Here is a 21624-nt window from a genome sequence, read left to right as displayed (position 1 = left end):
CTATGAGTGATACGACTTCGAATGCAGACGACCTCCTTTCGTTTGATATCGACCGTGAAACGTTCTGTGCGTATGCCACCGGTGACAGGACAACGGCCGACGACCGACCTGCCGTCGTGCGTACCGTCGCAACACTCGATCTCGAGACGACGCCGCTGACTGCCTATGCGGCGCTGACCGGACGGACGAACGCAGAAACGAGAACGGGAACCAACACAGACGGGGAGACAACGGCGACCGATCGCGAGCCCTCGCCGTATGCCTTCCTGCTCGAAAGCGCGGACAAGACACCGTCGAGCGATCCGGATGGTGCCTTCCGGCCGCGGTCCGACGGCACGGAGCGACACGCGCGATTCTCGTACGTGGGCTACGACCCCGAAGCCGTCATCACCGTCGAACCGGACGGGATGCGTGTCGAGGCGCTATCGCCGGATGCACCGCTCGAGTTCATCGCTACCGACGACAGTACTGACGATGCCACCGCGACCGGTGACACCGTCGACGCGCTTCGACGGGCCATGCCCGACGTGCGACTCGCGAACGTCCCCGATCACGAGCGACAGCATCTGGATGGCGGTCTCGTCGGCTTTCTCGCCTACGACGCCGTCTATGACCTCTGGCTCGACGAGGTCGGCTGCGAGCGACCGAACTCGCGGTTTCCGGACGCGCAGTTCGTCCTGACGACGAAGACGCTCGCGTTCGACGAACGCGACGGGACGGTGTCGCTCGTCTTCACACCGATCGTCGGCACCGAGGACGACCCCGCCGCCGTTTACGACGACCTCCGCGCCGAGGCGGACGCCGTCGCGTCGACGCTGCGGACCGCCGAACGGCCCGATCCCGGCGGCTTCGTTCGCGAAAACGAGATCGCTGGGTCGCCGGAACGCTACGAAGCGAGCGTCGAACGGGCGAAAGAACGCGTCCTCGACGGCGACATCTACCAGGGCGTCATCTCCCGGTCGCGCGAACTCTACGGGGAAGTCGATCCCATCGGCTTTTACGAGGCGATGCGGGAGATCAACCCCTCGCCGTACATGTACTTGCTCGAGCACGACGACCTGACCGTCGTCGGTGCAAGCCCCGAAACGCTGCTGTCGGTGCGCGGGCGCGAGGTCATGGCGAATCCGATCGCCGGCACCTGCGACCGCGGGACGAGCCCCGTCGAGGACCGCCGACTGGCGGGCGAGATGCTCGCGGACGAGAAGGAGCGCGCCGAACACACCATGTTGGTCGACCTCGCGCGAAACGACGTGCGGCGCGTCTCGGCGGCCGGCTCCGTCCGTGTCGACGAGTTCATGAACGTGCTGAAGTACAGCCACGTCCAGCACATCGAGTCGACGGTGACGGGCGAGCTAGCGGCGGACGCCGACGCGTTCGATGCGACGCGGGCGTCGTTTCCCGCGGGGACGCTCTCGGGCGCGCCGAAGATCCGCGCGATGGAGATCATCGACGAACTCGAGACCGAGCCCCGCGGGCTGTACGGCGGGGGCGTCGGCTACTACTCCTGGACGGGCGACGCCGATTTCGCGATCGTGATCCGGACGGCGACGGTGGAGGCGGACGCGCCGGTCCCCGACTCGGACGGGCGAACGGGAGATCGGATCACGGTTCGCGCGGGGGCCGGCCTGGTCGCCGATAGCGATCCCGCGGCCGAGTACGAGGAGACGGAACAGAAGATGGGCGGCGTCCTCGCGGCGCTCGAAGCGATCGAACGTGACGCCGACGCTGACGGGGCGGAGACCACGACCGTCGATGCATCCGTCGAGACGCCGGAGGTGAGTCGATGAGCGAGCAGGCAGTCGATCGGCGCGACGCGGCGCGAGGGACACAGACGCAGGCGCAGGCACAGACACGGACACAGCGCGTGCTCTTCGTCGATAACTACGATTCGTTCACGTACAACCTCGTGGAGTACGTGAGTCAGCAGGCGAACACGGAGACTGCCGTGGTGAAGAATACGGCCTCGCTCGCGGACGTGCGGGCCGCCGATCCCGACGCGATCATCATCAGTCCCGGTCCCGGCCACCCGAAGAACGACCGCGACGTCGGCGTCTCGACGGCCGTGCTCCGCGAGTTCAGTCCCGATGTGCCGACGCTCGGCGTCTGTCTCGGCCTCGAGGCCGCCGTCTACGAGTTCGGCGGGGCGGTCGGGCGAGCGCCCGACCCGATCCACGGCAAGGCGTCGACGGTCGATCACGACGGGACGGGCGTCTTCGCCGGCCTCGAGCAGGGCTTTCAGGCCGGACGGTATCACTCGCTGGTGGCCACCGACGTTCCCGACTGCTTCGAGGTAACGGCGACGGCGACCCACGGCAACGCTGAACTCGTGATGGGGATTCGCCACCGCGAGTACCCGATCGAGTGCGTCCAATTCCATCCGGAGAGCGTGCTCACGGCCGTCGGCCACGATATTATCGAAAATTTCCTCGCAGCCGTAGACGGGGCCGACGAGTAGCGCCGCTCGGTGTGACGATCAACACGATAGATCGGCCGATATCGTCGTGCTCGGCGGGTTCGTGATCCGGAGTGGGAAAAGAGGAGAGTACGAGCGCCAGATTGGTCCATTAGACCCCGGGGAGCAGTCCGAGCGTCCCGGTGGCATACAGCGCCGCGAGAACGACCGCAGCGATGATCCCGACGCGGACGGCCAGTTTGATCGCGATACGAATCGCAATGACAGCGACCGCGAAGGCGGCCAGCGCCGCCAGCACGAGAAACACCGTCGACCCCGTTAGTGGTTCGACCATGATCGAACTCCCGTACCCCAGTGCCGTAATCTTTCCGGATATCCTGACAGCAGTTTAACGGGGACCGTGTCGATATCTGATAGCTATCTCGGAAACCGTACTTCACACCGCATTACACCCATGAAGCGGTGTTTTCCCAATCACGGCTGTTATCATATATTGCTACTGTCGGTCACGTTCAGGTCGCTCTGATAATCGTTAAGGCACTCGACCACGTAGCAGTATTCAGCGCGAACAGCGACACTCCCGGTCGTCCACGGACAGATATCATAGAGACATCTTTACAACCACACTTGTGTTACTCCAACACGAGTAGGATAACAACACCACGTTTTATGAGGGATGCATGAATACCAGACCTTCGTCACGAATGATGAGAGCCAGGACTCGGATACACGCACGAATCGACACAGCGCGACGTGATACCCGCGAGGTGACTCGCGCGTGAGCGAACACGACATCTCCGCGGCGGATCTCCCCCTCCCGATCAAACGCACCGAGGGCGAGACGCTCGAGCATCGACTGACCGCAAACGCCTACAACAACATCCTGCCCGCACGCTACCTGCGCAAGGACGCCAACGGCGACCTCATCGAAGAACAGGAGGACCTCTTCGACCGAGTCGGCAAGAACATCGCCCTCGCCGAGGCGGTGTACGAGGCCGAACAGCAGGATACCACGATTACCGTCACGCCCGACCAGCTCAAACCGGACCACCCGCGCCGAGACGAACTCGCCGTAGAGGTCTTTGGCGCTGGTACCACGGCCGACGACGACGCCGAAACGGAGCTCACCGAACACAACGTCAACAAGTTCGCCTACGAGACCGTCGTTCCGGAGCTTCCGGACGCAGTCCGCGAGCACGTCGAGGACGTCGCCGAAACGTTCACCGATGGCATGGAATCGCTTTCGTTCATGCCGAACTCGCCGACCCTGATGAACGCCGGCGACGAACTCCAGCAGCTGTCGGCCTGTTTCGTCATGAGCCCGGACGACGACCTCTCGGACATCCACGAGACCGCAAAGAAGGCCGCAGAGGTCTTCCAGTCCGGTGGCGGTGTCGGCTACGGGTTCTGGCAACTGCGCCCCTACGGCGACGCGGTCGGCTCCACCGGCGGCATCGCCTCGGGCCCGATCACCTTCATGCGGACCTACGACCAGCTCTGCGAGACCATCGCCCAGGGCGGTACCCGCCGCGGTGCCCAGATGGGCATTATGCGCGTCTCTCACCCCGACGTCATCGAGTTCATCCACGCGAAGAACAAGGACGTCTCGCTGGCTCACTGTCTGCGTCTCAACGATCCCGACGACTACACGTACACCTCCTTCAGCGAAGCGCTCGAGGAGGCCCGCGGCCTGATCGACGAGGACGGCCGCGTCCCGAAGCATCTGCGCAACGCCGTCGAAGGCCATCTCTCTAACTTCAATATCTCCGTCGGCGTCACCGACGCGTTCATGGAGGCCGTCCAAAACGGCGACGAGTACACGTTCACCAACCCGCGCACGGAAGAGCCGCACATCGCGACCGAGGAAACCAAGGAGATGTACAGCCGCTACGATCTCGGCGAGCACGTCGAGGTCGGCGAGCCGCTGTCGATTCCGGCTGAACTCATCTTCGAACGCATTGTCGAGGGCGCTCACGAAAACGGTGAGCCCGGCGTCATTTACCTCGAGCGGGTGAACAAGGAACATTCCTTCGACACCGAAGCGAATCCCGATCACAGAATACTTGCAACGAACCCCTGTGGAGAACAGCCCCTAGAGGAACACGAGGCCTGCAACCTCGGCCACATCAACCTCTCGACGCTCGCCGATCAGGCAGCGCCCGACTGGCGAGTCTGGTCCGAGGCACACGCAGACGAGTTCACCTCGCAAGCCGAGGCCATCGACGCCTTCCTTGCGGAGGCGATCGACTACGACGAGTTCGACGAGCGCATCGAGTACGGCACCCGGTTCCTCGAAAACGTCGTGACGATGTCGGACTTCCCGGTCGAAGAGATCGAAGAGACGGTTCGGGACATGCGCAAGATCGGCCTGGGAATCATGGGGCTGGCACAGTTGTACGTTCAGCTCGGCGTCAAATACGGCAGCGAGGAGGGCAACGAAATCGCCCGCCAGCTGATGACTCACATCAACCACGGCGCGAAGGCGAAGAGCCACGAACTCGCCGAAGAGCGCGGGTCCTTTAACGACTGGGACGACTCGAAGTACGCGGCCCCGACCGAGTACCGCGAGTGGTTCGAGCGCCAGACCGACGAGGACGCCGACGAGTGGGAGGACGGGTTCCCCATTCGGAACCACAACGTAACGACCATCGCCCCCACGGGCACCACGAGTATGGTCGGCAACACGACCGGCGGCTGTGAGCCGATCTACAACGTCGCCTACTACAAGAACGTCACCGACGACGTGCAGGGCGATGAGATGCTGGTCGAGTTCGACGACTACTTCCTGCGCACCTTGGAGGCCAACGACATCGACGTCGAGGCCGTCAAGGAAGAGGCCCAGGAACAGATGGCGACCAACCAGTTCGACGGCGTCGAGGGGCTTTCGACCGTGCCGGACGCCATCGGCGAACTGTTCGTCATCACCGCGGACCTCTCGGCAAAACAGCACGCCGCCGTCCAGTGTGCCTGCCAGAAGGGCGTCGACTCCGCGATTTCGAAGACCGTCAACGCGCCGAACGACTCCACGCTCGAGGACGCAAAGGAGGTCTTCGAGTGGGTCTACGAGAACGGCGGCAAGGGCGTCACATACTACCGCGACGGCACCCGGTCGAAGCAGGTGCTCACCACGCGCGCCGAGAACACCGACTTCGCGGACGAAACCGAAGCGGCCGAGGCCCTCGTCGACCAGATCGGCGAAATCTTCGGCGGTCTCGAAGCCTTCCTCGGGAGCGAGGACGTGCAGGCGGTACTCGAGGAGGACGCCGACGAACTCGCCGGCGACGCTCGCGATGGCGTTGCAGAATCGGATCGGAAACCGATCCACGTCGACTTCACCGAAAAGCGCGAGCGCCCCGACGCGCTGCAGGGCGTCAGCCAGCGCATCGACACCGGCTACGGCAAGGTCTACGTGACGATCAACGAAGATCCCGAAACCGGCCAGCCGTTCGAACTGTTCGCCAACATCGGCCACTCCGGCGGCTTTACGAACTCCTTTACCGAAGCGCTCGCGAAGGTCATCTCGACCTCGTTGCGTTCGGGCGTCGACCCCGACGAAATCGTCGACGAACTCTGTGGCACCCGGAGTCCGAAGGTCGCCTGGGACAAGGGCGAACAGATCCAGTCGATCCCCGATGCAATCGGCACCGCGATGCGCCGGTACCTCGAAGACGAGATTGACAAGCCGTACCCGACCCAGCAAACCCTGGAGGACGCGGCCGGGGCGGGAACGGACGCCGAGTTCAGCGAGCCGGAAACCGACGGCGGTGCGGGCGTTGCCGACCGCGACAGTGACGATGCGACGCAGGATCTCATCGACGCCGGCGAGTCGCCGGAGTGCCCCGAGTGTGGCTCCCTGTCGCTTTACTTCTCCGAAGGCTGCAAGACCTGCGAGTCCTGTGGCTGGAGTGAGTGCTAAGCGGGCGACATAGCGGAGCGAACTCGGTTTTGTTTCCGGTCGATTTTCGTTTCCAATCGCGTTCCGTCTCCGAATCGGATCACCAACACTTAGCACCGTACAGCCGGTAGCGAATCGTATGGCCGGTGACGATGGCGGCGCGAACTCCGAGCGGAATCAGACGGCCGCGGGGACTGCGGGAGGCCCGACCTGCCCCCGCTGTCGCGGCGAGTTATTCAAACGCCACTGCAAGTACGTCTGTCCGCAACACGGTGTCGTGTACGATTGTGCCGATACGTTCTGGACGTAGGGCGACACACGCTGTGTCACGGCCGTCCAGTGCAGGGAGCGTGCATCGCTGGTACCAGGTCCCGGAGTACTGATAGCTCGGTTACCGGCTCCCGGTGGACCGCTGTTGCCGCGAGCGAACCACGCGATAGACCGGTCCAGCAAGTAAACACAACACGGCCAGACAACAGGCGACCGATAGCACCAGCCCGAGTTCACCGACGCCATCAGTTGCGACCGTTCCAGCGGACGCGCCGACGACGACCGCGCCGAGTGTCCACGGGAGTTCGCCGAGGAGGGTTCCGAGAACGAACGTGCGAAAGGAGACGCCGCTGACCGCTGCAGCGCACGTCGAGAGGTCGGAGGGAACCGGTGCCAACCGCGAGGCTGTGACCCCGCGAAGCGGGCCCGCCGCCTCGTAGTAGCGGTCGATGACGGCGTTTGTCCGCTGGAACAGTCCGGCGAACGGCGATTCGGGTACGTGTTCGCGTTCGCGTTCACCTGCTTGCGTATCGGTACTTCCGTCGGAATCGTCACCGACAGCGATCCGAACGCCCAGAAAGACCGGCGTAACGGTGACGACGACGCCACCGAGTGCAAACGGAACACCCATTGCGATACCGTACCCATACCCGACGACAGCGGCAAGCGGCGTCGTTGGCCAGGCAAATAGCGGTCGGACGAGATAGAGTCCGGCGACGGCCATACCGAACGCGACAGGGTTCGCTGCCAGCGATTCGACGGCCACAACGACCGACGACGGCGAGACGAGAAGTCCCGCAGTGACGGCTGCGCTGGCGACGAGCACGCCAGCGAGAACTCGCGTCGAGACCGGCAGCACCGACATCGGTCGGGATTTTTCGGCAATCGTTGAAGCCTTTGTGCTCCGACGCTGTCGATTACCGTCCGCGCGAGTTGCGAACTGGACGGCGACGACCATCACCACCACGACCGTGACCACAGCCACAGCCACAACCACAACCATAATCGCAACCGCAAATCCGCTCGTTCGGACACGTCACAACGTTTATTCGCCCCGCTCTGTGACCTCTCATCGATGGCGCGCGATGGGTCCGGGAACGAACACGAACACGAACATGAACGCGAACGCGAGCAACGTGAGCGTACAGACAACACAGAAACCGAGCCACAGCACCGCGGACAGCCAAACAGCCACGACGACCGCGTCGAACTCGGCCTCGCACTCCTCGAGCGCCTCGAACACGACTCCCTCTCGCTCGCCGACGTCGTCGATCGAATCGAGACGGTCACGACCGATCCCACGATCACCCGAACCATCCTCGATGAAGCCGAACTTCGCGGAATTATCGACCGCGAGAACGGCATCGTCCGACCAAAAAGCCGCCAGTACGTCCGCTTCGAACAGGACGTCATCACCAAAGACGGCGAGTTCAGTTGCCGCCGGTGCGGCTGTGGCCTCTCGACCGGCTACTTCATCACGCTTGACGCGGGTGAACTCGGGCCCTTCGGATCGTCGTGTATCCGAAAGGTGACTGGACGCGAGACGGACTGACTAAGAACTCGCCAGCGAGAGCGACGGCTGGTGGCCGTGTGACCGACCACTAGATCAGTGCGGCAACAACGGAGCGGGGAGGAGAGAGGAGGAGAGAAAAGAAGAGAAGAGAAGAACGTCAAGAGCGGAGCGGGGATAGTAGATAGGAGAGTGTGCGGACAACTGCGACATTATCGGCCCTGGCGAAGTTCAGTAATTAACTGTTCGATCGTCTGTTGTTGTTGCTCGATGAGTTTGTTCTGCTCTTCGAGTGCCGCCTCGAGCGTGTCGAGCCGATCGAGGACTTCCGGGTCGGTACCGGCACTGGGAGTATCGCCCGTCGCTGTCCCCTGGGTCCCTCCCGTACCAGCACCGGCACCCGAACCTGCACCTGCGGACCCAGCAGCCGAACTGAACTCGTCCGTTCCGGCGGCCTCGTCGGTCTCGTCGAAAATCGAATCGGTATCGACGATTCCGGAGTCGGTCTCGGGAGCGGCGGCAGACGATTGCTCCGAGACGGTGTCGGCGGGGGCTGAGTCGGAAGCGGTGGATCGAGAGTGAGAAGCAGACTGAGACTGAGACTGCATTTCTTCACGGCCCGGTTGACTCTCAGCCGAACGCGTGTCCGCTTGCTGGCCAAGCGGGTCGGCGGAGTGGTCTTGCTGTGTCTGGCTCCGTGATGGATCACGCTCTCGCTCGCCATCATCGTGGTCCGTCAACTCGGGTGGATTGGCGTCGAGCGGGTCGACACCGTCACCGAAGTCCATCGAGGCGTCGGCTGTTCCGGTATCGTCATCGGAGTCGTCTTCGCCGACAGTCTCGTTGAGTTCAGCGAGCGACTCGACATCGTGATACTCAAACAGTGCACGCTGGAGGCGCTCGCGGAGATTGTTTGCTTCGTCGTTCGGAGCCTTGATCCGCTGTGGACGGCCGTCGACGGAAAGGACGATCTGAGTAGCGACGCTGCCGTCCTCGAACGAAAGGTTCGTCACGTCTTCGAAGGCGTACTCCTCGTAATCCTCGTCCCAGACTGCACCACCAATGTGTTTGACTAACCGATCGCTCGTGATGAGCAGCGTGAGCTCGCTAAAGCGATACGTCTGGACGACCGTCTCACCGGGCTCCGTAATCTCGTTGCCGTTCAAAATACCCGCAATCACCGGATGCAACGCATCGTCCGTCTTGCTCGACGGAACGGAGAACTCCTGTGTGCCCTCGAGTGCGTACTCGAGCGTGAATTTGGTCTTGCGACGGCCCTCTGAGAGTGTGAGCCGATCCGCGTCGTGGGGATACTCGTTGACCGATTCGTCGCTCAAAAGTCCCTCCGAACGGTAGACGAGCGTCCGCGAGGGCGTGATGAAGAGTTCATCCTCGCCGCCGAGAGAGACGCGTGCCGCGATCTCCTCGCCATCGAGAGTAGACTGAACGATGCCGGGAACGTTCATGAAACGCAGTTCGTAATAACGTGTGATAAATCCGTGGGTCCAGATTGCACGACCGGCGGGAATGAGAAGGTTAAAGAGAGAGACGGCACTACCGAAGAGTGAGCCCGGGTGGCTTAGCTGGACATAGCGCCGCACTCATAGGGTTCAGAGATTCGGTGCGGTTTCGCCTTGGAAGCCTCCGTGTCCCACAGAGGACTGCCGAGCCTCGGACCTGGGACATGCGGAGATCGAGGGTTCGGAGCCCTCCCCGGGCATTTTCCCACTTTTCCACATCACTAGACTCCCCACGAGTGCAGTGGCCGCTTCGTCTACGGTCGGCTACGAGAACGACACGTGCGACGACGGCCCTCGCCGGGTAGCATGTGAGTGATTACTGATCGGGGACAGATCCATATCGATAGTCGGGCAGGAGAGTGCAACCAGCTCCCGGATCACCGAGCGACGGCAGGCTGAGAGACACTGGTGAGAAGCACCATCGACGCGGGAAACGGAGTGGGAGGGGTGAGATAGCAGGGAACTGCCTCCAAGATAGGCGTCCACGGTTGGCAACGACGGATGTGCATTCCCTGCTACCTAACGGTTTGTCCAGGTTATTGTAAATATAATGACCAATGGGCTGTGAATTGCTGGAACTCACGGGGTTCAATATTGGACTTTCGTTCGTATCCGCGTCCAAGCGCCACAGCATCTCTCCGAAACCCGTCGTCTACAACGAGCGACAGCGACGGACGAGTCACCGCGACTGGTCGTCAAAGATGAACTCGTACCAGTCCGCATAAGCGAGGCAGTGGGCGTACCGAGGAGTTCATCGAAGACAGAGACACACGACTGCAGGGCGCGATCGGAGCGGTTGATCAGATTCCCAACATGGACCGGACCGACCAGTTCCAGAAGTATCCGTTCGCGCGAGGAGCGTTCCGGTCGGGTTCCAGTGAACTCGTGTGCGGGCTGGCTTCGGGAATTTATGGGTTCCGTGCTTACCGAAAAGAAGGGCTGATCGAGTATCCGTGGCCGTTCGGGGAGCTTACAGATTGACGGAATTATTCGATGTTCTGACGCTGATTCCGTGCGGCCCGACCGCAACTCGTATGTTGGCTGTCTCGACGACGATTCCATTTCTCCTGTCTCTCTCGTTGTGATGGTGCCCCTTCTTATCGTCTTTCTTCTTCCGGTCTTTCTTCTTGCCTTTTTTATCGTCTTTCTTGCTGTCCTTCTTTTTCTGATCCTCCTTTTTCCCGTGATCCTTGCCTTTTTTGTCGCCTTTCTTCCTACTCTTCTTTTCCTGGTCATCCTTTTTCCTGTGCTTCTTGCCTTTTTTATCGTCTTCCTTCCTACTCTTCTTTTTCTGGCCATCCTTTTTCCTGTTCTTCTTGTCTTTTTTATCATCTTTCTTCCTATCCTTCTTTTTCTGGTCCTCTTTTTTCCCGTGCTTCTTGCCTTTTTTATCGTCTTTCTTCCTTCTGTCTTTCTTGCTATCCCGCTTTTTCCCGTCTTTCTTGTCGTCTTTCTTCCGGTCGTTATGCGCGGAAACGGCACCAGTCAGTCCGATCGTCCCGAGACTGACGATCCCGGTAGTCCGGAGCACGTTACGACGAGTACGGATCGATTGATCGTCTGTCATTCTGATTCGCATACCCCACCACTCCCTCATCCGGATACCATTATTAGTGGAAACAAATGTTACAATAGTAACCATACCTAACTAGAATCAAAACGATTGGCTGAAAAGAGTGCTTTCAGCCGCACTTCCAAACGACTGCTCGGAGTTCAAAGAACCATGTCAAATACAACTTTGGAAAATAATCAAGCGGCGTAGTATTTGGGGTGGAATGAGTACCTAACGAGCTCCCGAGAACAGTACTAACTTAGTCCGGGTAATCCGTTATACGCTGCAACGAGACTCTGTTCGGCCGATTATGATCGAGGGCGAAACGCGGATAGTAATATGTTACTTGTCGGTAATAGACGGATGTGCCCTCGAAAACAACTCGTAGCGCAAATTTGTCGTTGGATGTAACTGTTTCGGGACTCTAAGGCCAACTGATGTATTTTGGTGTAGCAGATTGATGGGCGTATTCAATATAATTCACAATGCACAAGAGTTCCCTTCCAATACGAGACTACCCGGCATCCACAACGCCGAGAGAGCAGTTGCTGCTGTGCTGAGCCGCTGTTGGTGATCGAGTTCAACTCGGTCGAAACGAGACCGCTCTCGTCATCGCCAACGGACGCTGAGAATGGGTGTCGAACGGCGAGTCAGCCCCAGTTGCCCCTCGAATCGGCCCGCGAATCTGGAAATCGTCAGACGTGTGGCTGACGGATGGCTGCCACGCGTCAGAAAACCATCAGCGGTTTTATCTTGGATGGTGTGGCACGGAGTAGTATGGGGTCGGGGACCCAACCGAGTATCGAGATACTACAGCAGATTGCCACAGCCGAAGGTGTCGAGCCGACTGAACTCGAACCGCCACTCTACAACGTTATCGATCCGGACGCGCTCGATGCACTGGTTCAGTCGATGGCCGACAGGACGAACACTGACTTCGAAACTCAGACGAAGCCAGCGCGCTCGAAAATCGAGTTCACCTACTGCGGGTATACAGTTCGTGTGGACGAGACCGGCCGTGTCGACGTGCGGCCGACAGCAGATCGGCGTCCAGAGTCACGAGTGAACTCGACGGAGGACGCCCAGAGTGATTAATGGATGAAGAGTAACACCTAGGATTCGACCTGAATCGTGCCGTCTGCGGTTATCGTGACGAGACAGTCGCTGTACTCGAAGGAGACGGAGCCATCGGTTCGGAGTCCGTTGGCGCGCGGCTCGAACAGCCGCTCGAGTGCGTCAGCGTTGATTGCGTAGTGGAGCGGCTCGAGTTCAGTGACGTCTTCGTTGCAGGCGGTTGCAACGGCGGTTGCGACCGCGACGCTGAGCGGTTCGTCGTCGAGACGGTCGTACTGAGTGGTATACGGTTCCCCTGTGCGTGAGACTGGTTGCGATGGTGAAGGCATTTTAGTCATTGCAGTAGCCCCCGATTCCGTGGAAGGTAGTCTTCCTTCACGGTTGACTGTAAAGAGGCTGATTGTTAACTGTGTAACCGTGCGCGGTCGGGTGGGTTAATTGATTAACCGTCCGTCGCGGAGAACGAGTCTTCGAACAGTGTCTCGAAGAGTTTCTGTTCGGAGGCCCGGACGTGTTTATGAAATGCGGGCGGGGAGATTTCGAGGGAAGTCGCGATTTCTTCGCCGGTCGTGTGGCGCGGCCATTCGAAAAAGCCGCCGTGATAGGCGGTCTGAACGACCTCGCGCTGGCGATCGGTGAGTTGCTCGAGGATGGCGTTTCGGCTGGCCGGATCGAGCGATGGAGACGTGTCTGCAGGTTGGTTGCGGCGGGCGACGAGCGATGCGTGGACGTCGTTGTCGGCGAGCCCCGAGAGGAGATTGCGGACTTCGATGGCGTCTGGAACGTCGATGCGAGCGCGGGTTGAGCCGTCCGCTGTGGCGACGATCGAGCGGAGCGTCCCGCCGTGGGACTCGACGATGGAACCGAGGAACGGTTCCGTGAGTTGGAGTTGGAAGAGCGTTCGTCCCTCGGCGGTGGCGATCACCGAGGCATCGACGAACCCGGATATTTCTGACAGAAAAGAGGGTGGCTCGACGGATTCGGAAGAGGCCTCCGAGTCGTCCGTTCCGAACTCGGTGCTGTTGACGGAGACGAAGACGAGGGGCCCGTCCGTTCCAGTCGTCGCACCTTCGAGTTCGACGGTAGCGTCGAGTCGCGTCGCCAGCGTGGAGAGGAGCGAGCCCCGTTCGATCTCGAGTTCGACCTCGGAGCGGTCGTCCTCGGCGGCGGCCTGCCTGTGTTTGACGGTGTCGATCGCGTAGGCGATCGTTTCGCCGAGTTCAGTGAGGATATCCCGGAGTTGGGAATCGAAGGCATCGCGGTCGTCGGCGTAGAGCGCGAGGACGCCGTAACGGAACTCGTCGTAGACCAGCGGAACGGCGTAGACGGACTGGAAGGTTTGGGAGAGTGCTTCGGCCCGCCAGTCGCCGTCGTGGACCGCATCGGCGATGTTTTCGACGTAGGTGGGCGAGCGGGTACGGGCGGTTCGGCCGGCGGGTTCGGCGGCGGAGTCGTCGACGGTTGTGATGGTGACGGCGTCGAGATAGCCGTGGTCACGACCGGCCTGGGTGCGGGGTCGAAGTTGGGTGCCGCTCGGGTCCGGAGTGCCGATCCAGGCCATCGAACACGCCTCGAGTTCGGTGAGGCGGCTGCAGATGCCGTGTTCGATTTCGGAGCGCGTGTCGCTCAGCAACAGGAGTTGCTCGATGTCCTGTCGAACGCGGTTGGCGGCGTTGAGGCGCTCGAGGCGGGTGTTTTGACGTTTGAGTTCGCGCTCGCGATCGTGGAGGCGGCTGGTTCGACCGATCCGGTCGAGGGCGGCCTCGGCGGTGCGGGCGAATAGCTGGGCGAGTTCGACAGTTTCATCGTCGTACTGTCCGGGTTCGCGCGAGGCAGCCACGAGGACGCCGTGTTCGCCAAGGGGAACGTAGAGACCGCTCCGGACGGCTGTCGACTCGTTGAAGGCGAGGTCGGCATCGGTGACATCGTCGTAGACGGCTGGCGTGCCGGAGACGAACGTCTCCCAGGTGATGCTCCCGCCGGGTTGTAATCGGGGGAGGTTGTCGACGACGGATTCGAAGGCGGTTGCGTAGGCGGCCGGCACGAGTTCGTTTTGCTGGTCGTCGAAGCGGTAGACGCCGGCGTCTAAGTCGAGGACATCGCCGGCGACGTCGACGATGTATTCGCAGGCGGCCTGCTTGGATTCGACGGTGAGGAGGTGGCTCGTGGCGTCGTGGAGGGCGTTGAGCGTTTCCTGGTAGTGGACGCGTTCGGTGACGTCGACGGCGGTACCGATGATGCGTTCGACAGTGGGGTCGTCACCGGTTGCTGTCGCGCCGTTCCCGGGGGCTCGGTTTGCCATGATCGGCCGGCACCACGCCTCGAGAACGCGACCGTCGACCTCGTTGTGGACGTGGATGGGATATCCCTCGAGTGCGGCGCGGAAGTCGGCCCAGACCTTGGGATGGTCGTCGAAGAGGTCCAGAACCGACCTGCCGACGACTTCGGCGGGGACGGTGTCGAGACGGTTGAGCCCCTGTCCTTCGGCGAGTGTCACCGTGCCGTCGGGATCGAGCGTGAACAGAATAATGGGGGCATTGTCGACGATCGCCTGCAGACGTTCGGTACGCACTTCGAGTTCGCGTTCGCGTTCGACGCGATCGGTCACGTCGCGGAAGTAGACGGAGATACCGGTTGGAGACGGGTAAATACGGGTCTCGATCCACCGATCGTAGGGTCCGTAGTACCGTTCGAGGGCGCGCGGTTCTTGCTGGTCCATCGCCTCGAGTGCGGCCGTCTGGAAGTCCGTCCCGTCCATGTCGGGGAATACGTCGAGGATCGGTTGTCCGAGGATTGCCTCCCGATCGACATCCAGGGTCTCCGCGGCCTGTTCGTTGACATACGTGAACCGCCAGTCCGCATCGAGTGCGAAGAACGCGTCCGTCACGCGGCGGAACGACTCGTCGAGTTCGCGTTCGACGCGGTGGAACTCGGTGACGTCTCGAGCCGAGACGATGATGCCATCGACGAGTCCGTCCCCGAGTCGGTTCGTCAGGGTCGCCTCGTGGATACACCAGGTGTCGGATTCCGTGCCGGTCTGATACTGGTATTCGATGGTCTCGGACGCGCCGACCGCGGCGGTCCGAACGGCCGTGATGGTCTCGCGAACCTGCGCCGTATCGTCGGGATGAATCTGCTCCAGAAAGTGTGTCCCGAGCAGCGCCTGCAGATCGTCGCTCCGGGAGTGGACACTCGTCGGTTCGTTTCCGCTCGGGCTATCTTCAGCACCCACCGACGGACAGCAGTACGTGATCTCGCCCGTCTCGTCGAGGACGAATAACAGATCCGACGAGCGATCCAACAGCGACCGATACCACTCCGCCTGGCCCGACTGGAGCCGTTGCACTGCACTGAACTCGACCGCCCGGCGAAGCCGATGTTCGAGCAGCGATTGCGTCTCGACCGTCTCCCGTGAGATGAACTCGACCGACGGCGAGTCAGTGTTAGTGGTAGTATCAGTGTCGGTGTCAATATCAACATCAATGTCACCAGCCGGATCGGAGACGACGACGATCGTGAACTCGTCCGCCGGCAGATTCGAGGGTAGTGACGGATCGTCGGTGAGCAGGCAGTCCGGTTGCGATTCGGAATCCGAATCTAGGTCGAGTTCACGTGCAGCGTCGAGTTCGGCGGTATCGTCGGTGGTAGTTTCGTCGGTGGTAGTTTCGTCAGCGGTAGTATCGTCAATGAGATCGGCGGCGGTAGAGACGAGAAGGGTGCTGTCAGCGAGCGTTTCCGAAACGGATTGACGGAGCGCTGCTGAGCCAGTGACGAGGACGTGGAGTGTCTCTGGGGAGGACCACTGTGGAGGCTCGGGTGTGGGGGGCGTCTCGAGCCGATCGTTCATACACCCACTGGGTGAAGCAGCGGTAAAAACGTCGCGTCGATATGGGGTGTGGAGGAGCGGAGGTAGCTATTGCGGGGTTACGTACCTGGGGAGGAGGACTGCCAGCGTTCAAACGCCGATCGCCACGCCGTCCTTTCGGGGTTCTGTTGCACCGGCGAGGGTCTCCCCGGTTCGGCGGACGAGCTGTGCGCCGCCGAACATGACCGGCGGGAGTACGCGAACGTCGTGTCCTCGCCGCGCGAGTGTTGCCTGCGCGGGAAGCCGTTCTTCGACGCCGAGCGTGCCGTCCTCGCGATAGCGCCACCGGGGGGCGTCGAGTGCCGCTTGGGGGGCCATCTCGTAGTCGAGAAGGTTGGAGAGCACCTGAACGTGTCCCTGGGGTTGCATATACCCGCCCATCACGCCGAAGGCCAGCCAGTCGTCCGGCCCGAGTGCAGCGATCGCCGGAACGAGCGTGTGGAAGGGACGCTTGCCGGATTCGAGCCTGTTCGGATGATCGGGGTCGAGCGAGAACGATGCACCGCGGTTCTGTAGCGCGATGCCGGTATCGCCGGCGACGAGGCCGCTGCCGAACCCGGCGAATCGGGAGTTGATGTAGGAAACGAGATTGCCCGCCTCGTCGCCGACGGTCAGTAAGACGGTATCGGCGTCCTCGGCGGGTGCGTTCGGGACGCCCACTGGCGGCTCTCGAACGGGCGTCTCGCCGATCGCACGGGCGCGCTCGCGTGCATAGGATTTCGAGGCGAGCGGCGGGACCGTCTCGTAGGCCGGATCGGTGATGTAGTGATGGCCGTCGACGAAGGCGAGTTTCGTCGCTTCCGCGAAGGCGTGAATCCGTTCGGGCGAGTCGTAGGCGTACTCGCCAGCATCGATCTCCTCGGCGATGTTCAGCGCTTCGAGCGCGACGAGTCCCTGGTTGTTCGGCGGGAGTTCGTAGACCGTCGCGCCGTTGTAGGTCGTCCGCACCGGCTCGACGAACTCGGGTTCGAACGAGGCGAGATCGTCGTGCGTCATAACGCCGCCAGCGTCCCGGACCTCCCCGACTATCGCGTCGGCAATCACTCCCTCGTAGAACGCGTCTGCACCCTCATCTGCAATCCGTTGGAGTGAGGCCCCGAGTTCGGGGAGCGTCACGATCTGACCTGGCTCCGGACTCTCACCGTCGAACAGGAAGGCCTCGCGAGCGTGTTCGTCGGTAAATAGCTCCTCGGCCCCGTCCCAATGGTGGGCGATAACTGGCGAGACGGGGTACCCCTCCAGAGCGTAGTGAATCGCCGGTTCGAGCACGTCGGCGAGCGACCGCCGACCGAACTCCCGAACCGTCGCCTCCCAGCCGCGGGCGGTCCCCGGGACGGTGACCGCGTGCGGCCCGAGAAACGGCATCCCCAAGTCGGTCGCATCAGCCCCGCCGTCGACGGCGTAGCCGCGCGACTCCGGATAGTACTGTTCTGGCTCGTCTGTCGTCTCGAGCGCTTCGGTCACGGTTTCGATCGTCGTCCCGGCCGGCGCGCCGCCACAGGAGCGCATCGCACCGACCTCGCCGTCTGCGGTTCGATAGAGGGCGAACACGTCGCCGCCGAGCCCCGTCGAAGTCGGTTCGACGACGTTCAACGCGGCTGCCGTCGCCACGGCGGCATCGAAGGCGTTTCCACCGCCTTTCAGGACCGAAACACCCGCCTGTGCCGCAAGCGGCTGGCTGGTCGCAACCATTCCGCCGGTCGCGTAGGCCGTCGAGCGCCGCGAGTCGAAGCGATCAAGTTCGATCTGATCGTTCACAGTGGTCACAATTACCACACAAACGTGACTCGTCAAAAGAACTCGTGGTCAAAAATACCGAGACGAGGGGAGCTGGCGGAATCCGAGACGAGTACCTCGACCGGCCACTGGGAGCAGGTAACCAGTGCGAAATCGGTCGGCAATGCGTACACTCGTCGAAAGCGACGCCCGAGAAACACGACGACGCTGCAAACCGTCCCGGCCACCGACAGACGCGGCACTGATCGTATCGCATCACACCCAAATTACCATGGGACAAGAGTACTGCGTATCGGCGGACTACGTGCTGTACAGGTGCACGACTATATCGAATGTACGGGTTGCGGGTTCGTTCTTCGATCGAAGAGCACTACCGCACCACAGCCCCGCAACTGGGACCTCTGTCCCGGTTGTGGCGGGAGTGACTTCGGATTTACCGATCCGTGAGTCGCCCACACGAGTTCAGTTCTCGCCCGGGACGACTGGCTCGTGAACTGCACGGTACCCGTTCTCGATCGACTCGATGCCCGTCACCTCCCGAAGCAGGAGTTCGCGTTCCATTTTCGTGACGACCGGCGTCTCGTAGTGGACGGCGTCGTAGGAACACGTCGTCCCGTCCGGCTGGTGCTGTTGGCGCTCGACGAACTCGCGATGGCGTTCGAGACGCGTTCGGGCGACCGATCGAGAGAACGACGGCACGTTCTCGACCCGGTCCTCGAAGTCGTCCAGAAACGCCGGTTCGAGTTCGTTTCCGAGCGAGTGTCGGCCGGCGCACATGGCTGCGAGCGTCGTCGTCCCGGTACCCCAGAACGGATCGAACACGGTATCGCCGTACGTCGAATACATACTGATCAGGCGGTAGGGGATTTCGAACGGGTACGCGGCGGAGCGCTCGCGACGGTCGTCCGACGCATCCGTCTCCGGAAGGGCCTGCAGTTCGCCCTGTATGTCGGTCCACACGTCTGAAAACCAACGGTTCCGTTCCTCCCAAAAGTACGCCGCCTCGTACCGCCGATCCGCGCCGGGTTCGAACTCGCGGCTGTCGCCGCCGTTGCGAAAGAGCAGGATGAACTCGTGTTCGAGGGTGACGTACGCGTTCGGCGGGAGCGTGCCGCTGCCCATGAACTTGGCGGCGCTGTTGGTCGGCTTGCGCCAGAGCACGTCGGGCAGCGGATCAAAGCCGCGGGTTTCGAAGGCCTCGAGAACTCGGGCGTGGTTCGGGAAGACGCGAAAGCTTCCGTCGACAGATCTGGTCGCGTCACCGACGTTGATACAGGCGATACCGCCGTCGACGAGCACGCGCTCGAGTTCGTCCCAGACGCGGTCGAGTTGGGCGTGCATGGCGTCGAACGCGCGGCGGCCGTCGCCGTCATCGAGAGCCGCACCGATATCGGGATCGAGTTCAGTAAAGAGATCGTCCCACATCTCGATCATGGGGTACGGTGGGGATGTGACGACGAGTTCGACGGAGTCATCGTCGATCGTCTCGAGGGTTCGAGAATCGCCGACGAAGACGCGATGGGTCGTCTCCATTGCGTTCACACTGTCGGCGTCGGGCCCTTAGCTCTTCGTCAATCGCGTTGTCGGCGATCGGGGTGAAGACAGGTGGACTGCGGGTGAGTCGATGCCTGCACACGGGCGTTAGTGGTCACCGCGCTGTGAAACGACAGAAAGAAGCCGTTATTCGTCGTCGCTATCTTCGGATTCGTCGTTCTCCGTCTCTGCGTCCGCATCCGCATCTGCATCTTCGTCGGTGTCTGCGTCCTCGTCCTCGCGCTCGTCGTCAGCGTCTTCGTCCTCGTCACCCGCTGCGTCCGCTTCGTCCTCGGTCTCGTCTTCCTCCATCAGATCCGTCGCCGGCTCGAACTCCTCGATCGGTTCCCAGTCCTCCGTGTCGCCGGCGAACCGACGCCGCAGATACGCGACGGCGGCGGCGACGCCGAGGACGAGTACCAGCCCCAGGAACCGGCTCGGTGATTTCTCGGTGTCCGGTTCCGACTCAGCCGTCGTCTCTTCGGTCACCTCCATGATCTCTTCGACCGGGGACTCGCCGGTTGCAGTCTCTCGCACGTCTTCGATAATCTCGGGCTCCTCGACATCCGAGAGCGGCGTCTCCTCGATTGAGGGAGACTCACGACCGGCTAGAAAGCCGACCGCCGCCCCCAGTCCGAACGCGCTCGCAGCGAGTGCAAGCGGTCGCCGTCTCGGCCCCCGCGACCCATCAGCCTCTTCGACGGCCTCCAGAATGGAATCACGCATCGACGAGTCCAGCCCTCTGTCGATTGCTTCCTTGACAACGAGTTCGGAAAGTGTGTCCTGTTGTTTTGTGTCCGGCATAATTCGCCACGTCAACACGACCCTACATAACTCTGTGGACCGTTTTCCAGACGACGGGCACGACCGCGTGGCGTAACACCATCCTACCGCGTTCAACGACGCCTACGCTCGCTCTGTTGACACAACATCACTGAAGCAGACAGAACGCACGCCAATACACTGTTTCCGGCGTATATATCCCTCTCACACCGGCCCAGTGCACAGTAACAATCGGATAACGAAATCCCGTTCGGACAAACGACGGTGCAGTGATATCGTGAGCGTCATCCGGCATCCGGGTGTCCTCGGGCAGCGGACCCGCCGTCGGCTCGTCAAGCTCGCCGCCGCACTGACGGTCGCCGTCGTCGAAGCGCTCGCCGTCAGCCTCTGGTTCGGCCTCGTCATCACCGCTCGGTCGACCACGACGGCCCTGATCGGACTCGGGATTCTTCTCTGCGGCTCGCTTCTCCGGATCACCATTTTCGAGGCGGCGATTACCGACTCGGCGCCACCGCTCACACTCGAACGGGTCGGAACCGCGCTCACGCTCACCGCTGGCTGGGTCGTCTGGCTCCTCCTCGCCGAACTCCTCGGCGGCGCAACCGGTGTCCTCGTCGCAACGGTCTGTCTCACCGGTGCCCTCACCGCCCAGTTCTGCTTCGAGTGTTACGTCTTCCACTCCGTGACTCCGACCACCTCCTCTGTGACCCCAGTCCTTTCCGCCGCAGTTCTCGCCCTCGGCGCAGCCACGCTCCTCACAACAGCCTGGTTCGTCGACTGGACGATCGGCTCCCCGCTCGCCGAACTTGACGCCGGAATTATCGCGATTCGGATCGAAACGATCCAGCTCGCCGCGCTTGTGTTCGGCCTCTGTGCCTTCCTCGCCCACCAGCACCGCTTCCAGCGGCTACTCGAACCCGACCTCTAACCTCACCTCACCCGCTCAGTCGTCGATTCGCTCGTGCGTGATCGCACTGTTCGCCCGGTACACGAGCACGACTCCGATCGGGTCGCGATCGCTCCCTGCACAGGCCTCACCGTCGACGGCGACGGTCGTCGTATCGCCCTCGGTGACGGTCTCGTACTCGTCCCAGCCGGCCGGTTCGATCCGCGTCGGTTCGACGACGATATCCAGGGCGTCGGCACCGATTTCGTCGCTGCCGGCGTGTTCGACGGTCACCTCGCCGTCGTTCGCGTCGTAGTCGATATCGAACGCGGCGTCGGGAACGACCACGTGGCTGCGAATCTCGCGTGGCTCGTCCGGGACGACCCACCGGGAGGTGAGTTCGGTCCCAGCGTCGAACTCGCCGAGTTCGAGTTCGTCACCCGCGGACAACATATCGTGGCGGTCCGACGGCTGGACGTCGCCGGGCTCGCCGTCCACGAGCAGTTCGAAGGCATCGGCGACTCGGCTCGTCTCCTCGCGGTAGACGGCCACGACACGCAGCCGACAACAATCGATCCCCGACACC

The 21624-nt window shown here is 61.9% G+C and carries 17 protein-coding genes and 1 tRNA gene; 8 read left to right on the top strand and 10 right to left on the bottom strand.

Annotated elements, in window-relative coordinates:
- Positions 1–2: 2 nt before the first annotated feature.
- Complete coding sequence (gene trpE / locus C484_RS10720) at positions 3–1787, top strand: anthranilate synthase component I (RefSeq protein ID WP_006825970.1); 1785 nt, start codon at positions 3–5, stop codon at positions 1785–1787.
- Positions 1784–2455, top strand: coding sequence for an anthranilate synthase component II (trpG, locus tag C484_RS10715; protein ID WP_006825969.1), 672 nt, complete (start codon positions 1784–1786; stop codon positions 2453–2455). Before trpE ends, trpG begins: the two co-directional genes overlap by 4 nt.
- Before the next feature lie 109 nt (positions 2456–2564).
- Here trpG and C484_RS10710 read toward each other — a convergent pair whose 3' ends face one another.
- Complete coding sequence (locus C484_RS10710) at positions 2565–2747, bottom strand: hypothetical protein (RefSeq protein ID WP_006666730.1); 183 nt, start codon at positions 2745–2747, stop codon at positions 2565–2567.
- A 444-nt stretch (positions 2748–3191) separates the two neighbouring features.
- On the opposite strand from C484_RS10710, the gene C484_RS10705 reads away from it, so the two are divergent.
- A complete protein-coding gene (locus C484_RS10705) occupies positions 3192–6329 on the top strand; it encodes an adenosylcobalamin-dependent ribonucleoside-diphosphate reductase (protein ID WP_006825968.1) in 3138 nt (1045 codons plus the stop codon).
- 118 nt (positions 6330–6447) lie between these two features.
- Positions 6448–6618, top strand: coding sequence for an HVO_2523 family zinc finger protein (locus C484_RS23655; protein WP_006825967.1), 171 nt, complete (start codon positions 6448–6450; stop codon positions 6616–6618).
- 81 nt (positions 6619–6699) lie between these two features.
- On the opposite strand, the gene C484_RS10700 is transcribed toward C484_RS23655, so the two are convergent.
- The gene (locus C484_RS10700; protein ID WP_049915383.1) at positions 6700–7443 is read right to left on the bottom strand and encodes a TVP38/TMEM64 family protein; all 744 of its coding nucleotides are present in this window, start codon (positions 7441–7443) and stop codon (positions 6700–6702) included.
- A gap of 210 nt (positions 7444–7653) precedes the next feature.
- Between C484_RS10700 and C484_RS10695 the strand changes: the two genes are divergently transcribed.
- A complete protein-coding gene (locus C484_RS10695; RefSeq protein ID WP_006825965.1) occupies positions 7654–8130 on the top strand; it encodes a DUF5830 family protein in 477 nt (158 codons plus the stop codon).
- Between the two features lie 170 nt (positions 8131–8300).
- Here the strand turns inward: C484_RS10695 and C484_RS10690 are convergent, their stop codons facing one another.
- The gene (locus tag C484_RS10690) at positions 8301–9554 is read right to left on the bottom strand and encodes a DUF7115 domain-containing protein (protein WP_006825964.1); all 1254 of its coding nucleotides are present in this window, start codon (positions 9552–9554) and stop codon (positions 8301–8303) included.
- A 102-nt stretch (positions 9555–9656) separates the two neighbouring features.
- Here C484_RS10690 and C484_RS23010 point away from each other — a divergent pair.
- A tRNA-Met gene (locus C484_RS23010) sits at positions 9657–9808 on the top strand.
- A 770-nt stretch (positions 9809–10578) separates the two neighbouring features.
- On the opposite strand, the gene C484_RS10685 is transcribed toward C484_RS23010, so the two are convergent.
- Positions 10579–11175 (bottom strand): hypothetical protein, encoded by a 597-nt coding sequence (locus C484_RS10685; RefSeq protein WP_239640967.1) that lies wholly within the window; start codon positions 11173–11175, stop codon positions 10579–10581.
- Between the two features lie 762 nt (positions 11176–11937).
- Between C484_RS10685 and C484_RS10680 the strand changes: the two genes are divergently transcribed.
- Positions 11938–12255, top strand: coding sequence for a HalOD1 output domain-containing protein (locus tag C484_RS10680; RefSeq protein WP_006825962.1), 318 nt, complete (start codon positions 11938–11940; stop codon positions 12253–12255).
- A gap of 17 nt (positions 12256–12272) precedes the next feature.
- On the opposite strand, the gene C484_RS10675 is transcribed toward C484_RS10680, so the two are convergent.
- The 5 genes from C484_RS10675 to C484_RS10655 all read right to left on the bottom strand — a co-directional run bounded on the left by C484_RS10675 (position 12273) and on the right by C484_RS10655 (position 20173).
- Positions 12273–12563 (bottom strand): HalOD1 output domain-containing protein, encoded by a 291-nt coding sequence (locus tag C484_RS10675; protein WP_006825961.1) that lies wholly within the window; start codon positions 12561–12563, stop codon positions 12273–12275.
- 113 nt (positions 12564–12676) lie between these two features.
- On the bottom strand, positions 12677–16081 hold the full coding sequence (locus tag C484_RS10670; RefSeq protein ID WP_006825960.1) for a GAF domain-containing protein: 3405 nt from the start codon (positions 16079–16081) through the stop codon (positions 12677–12679).
- A gap of 108 nt (positions 16082–16189) precedes the next feature.
- Positions 16190–17857 (bottom strand): gamma-glutamyltransferase family protein, encoded by a 1668-nt coding sequence (locus tag C484_RS10665; RefSeq protein WP_006825959.1) that lies wholly within the window; start codon positions 17855–17857, stop codon positions 16190–16192.
- Positions 17858–18298: 441 nt separating this feature from the next.
- On the bottom strand, positions 18299–19369 hold the full coding sequence (locus tag C484_RS10660) for a DNA-methyltransferase (protein ID WP_006825958.1): 1071 nt from the start codon (positions 19367–19369) through the stop codon (positions 18299–18301).
- 147 nt (positions 19370–19516) lie between these two features.
- Entirely contained in the window at positions 19517–20173 is a 657-nt protein-coding gene (locus C484_RS10655) for a hypothetical protein (protein WP_006825957.1), read from the bottom strand.
- A 256-nt stretch (positions 20174–20429) separates the two neighbouring features.
- Here C484_RS10655 and C484_RS10650 point away from each other — a divergent pair, with 256 nt between their 5' ends.
- Positions 20430–21080 (top strand): hypothetical protein, encoded by a 651-nt coding sequence (locus C484_RS10650; protein WP_006825956.1) that lies wholly within the window; start codon positions 20430–20432, stop codon positions 21078–21080.
- A gap of 15 nt (positions 21081–21095) precedes the next feature.
- On the opposite strand, the gene C484_RS10645 is transcribed toward C484_RS10650, so the two are convergent.
- Complete coding sequence (locus C484_RS10645; RefSeq protein WP_193364809.1) at positions 21096–21623, bottom strand: hypothetical protein; 528 nt, start codon at positions 21621–21623, stop codon at positions 21096–21098.
- Position 21624 lies beyond the last annotated feature (1 nt).

The sequence above is a fragment of the Natrialba taiwanensis DSM 12281 genome, assembly GCF_000337595.1.
In the GTDB taxonomy this organism is placed as follows: domain Archaea; phylum Halobacteriota; class Halobacteria; order Halobacteriales; family Natrialbaceae; genus Natrialba; species Natrialba taiwanensis.
Note: the sequence above shows the minus strand (reverse complement) of the source record. Positions and strands in the feature narration are given on the sequence as shown.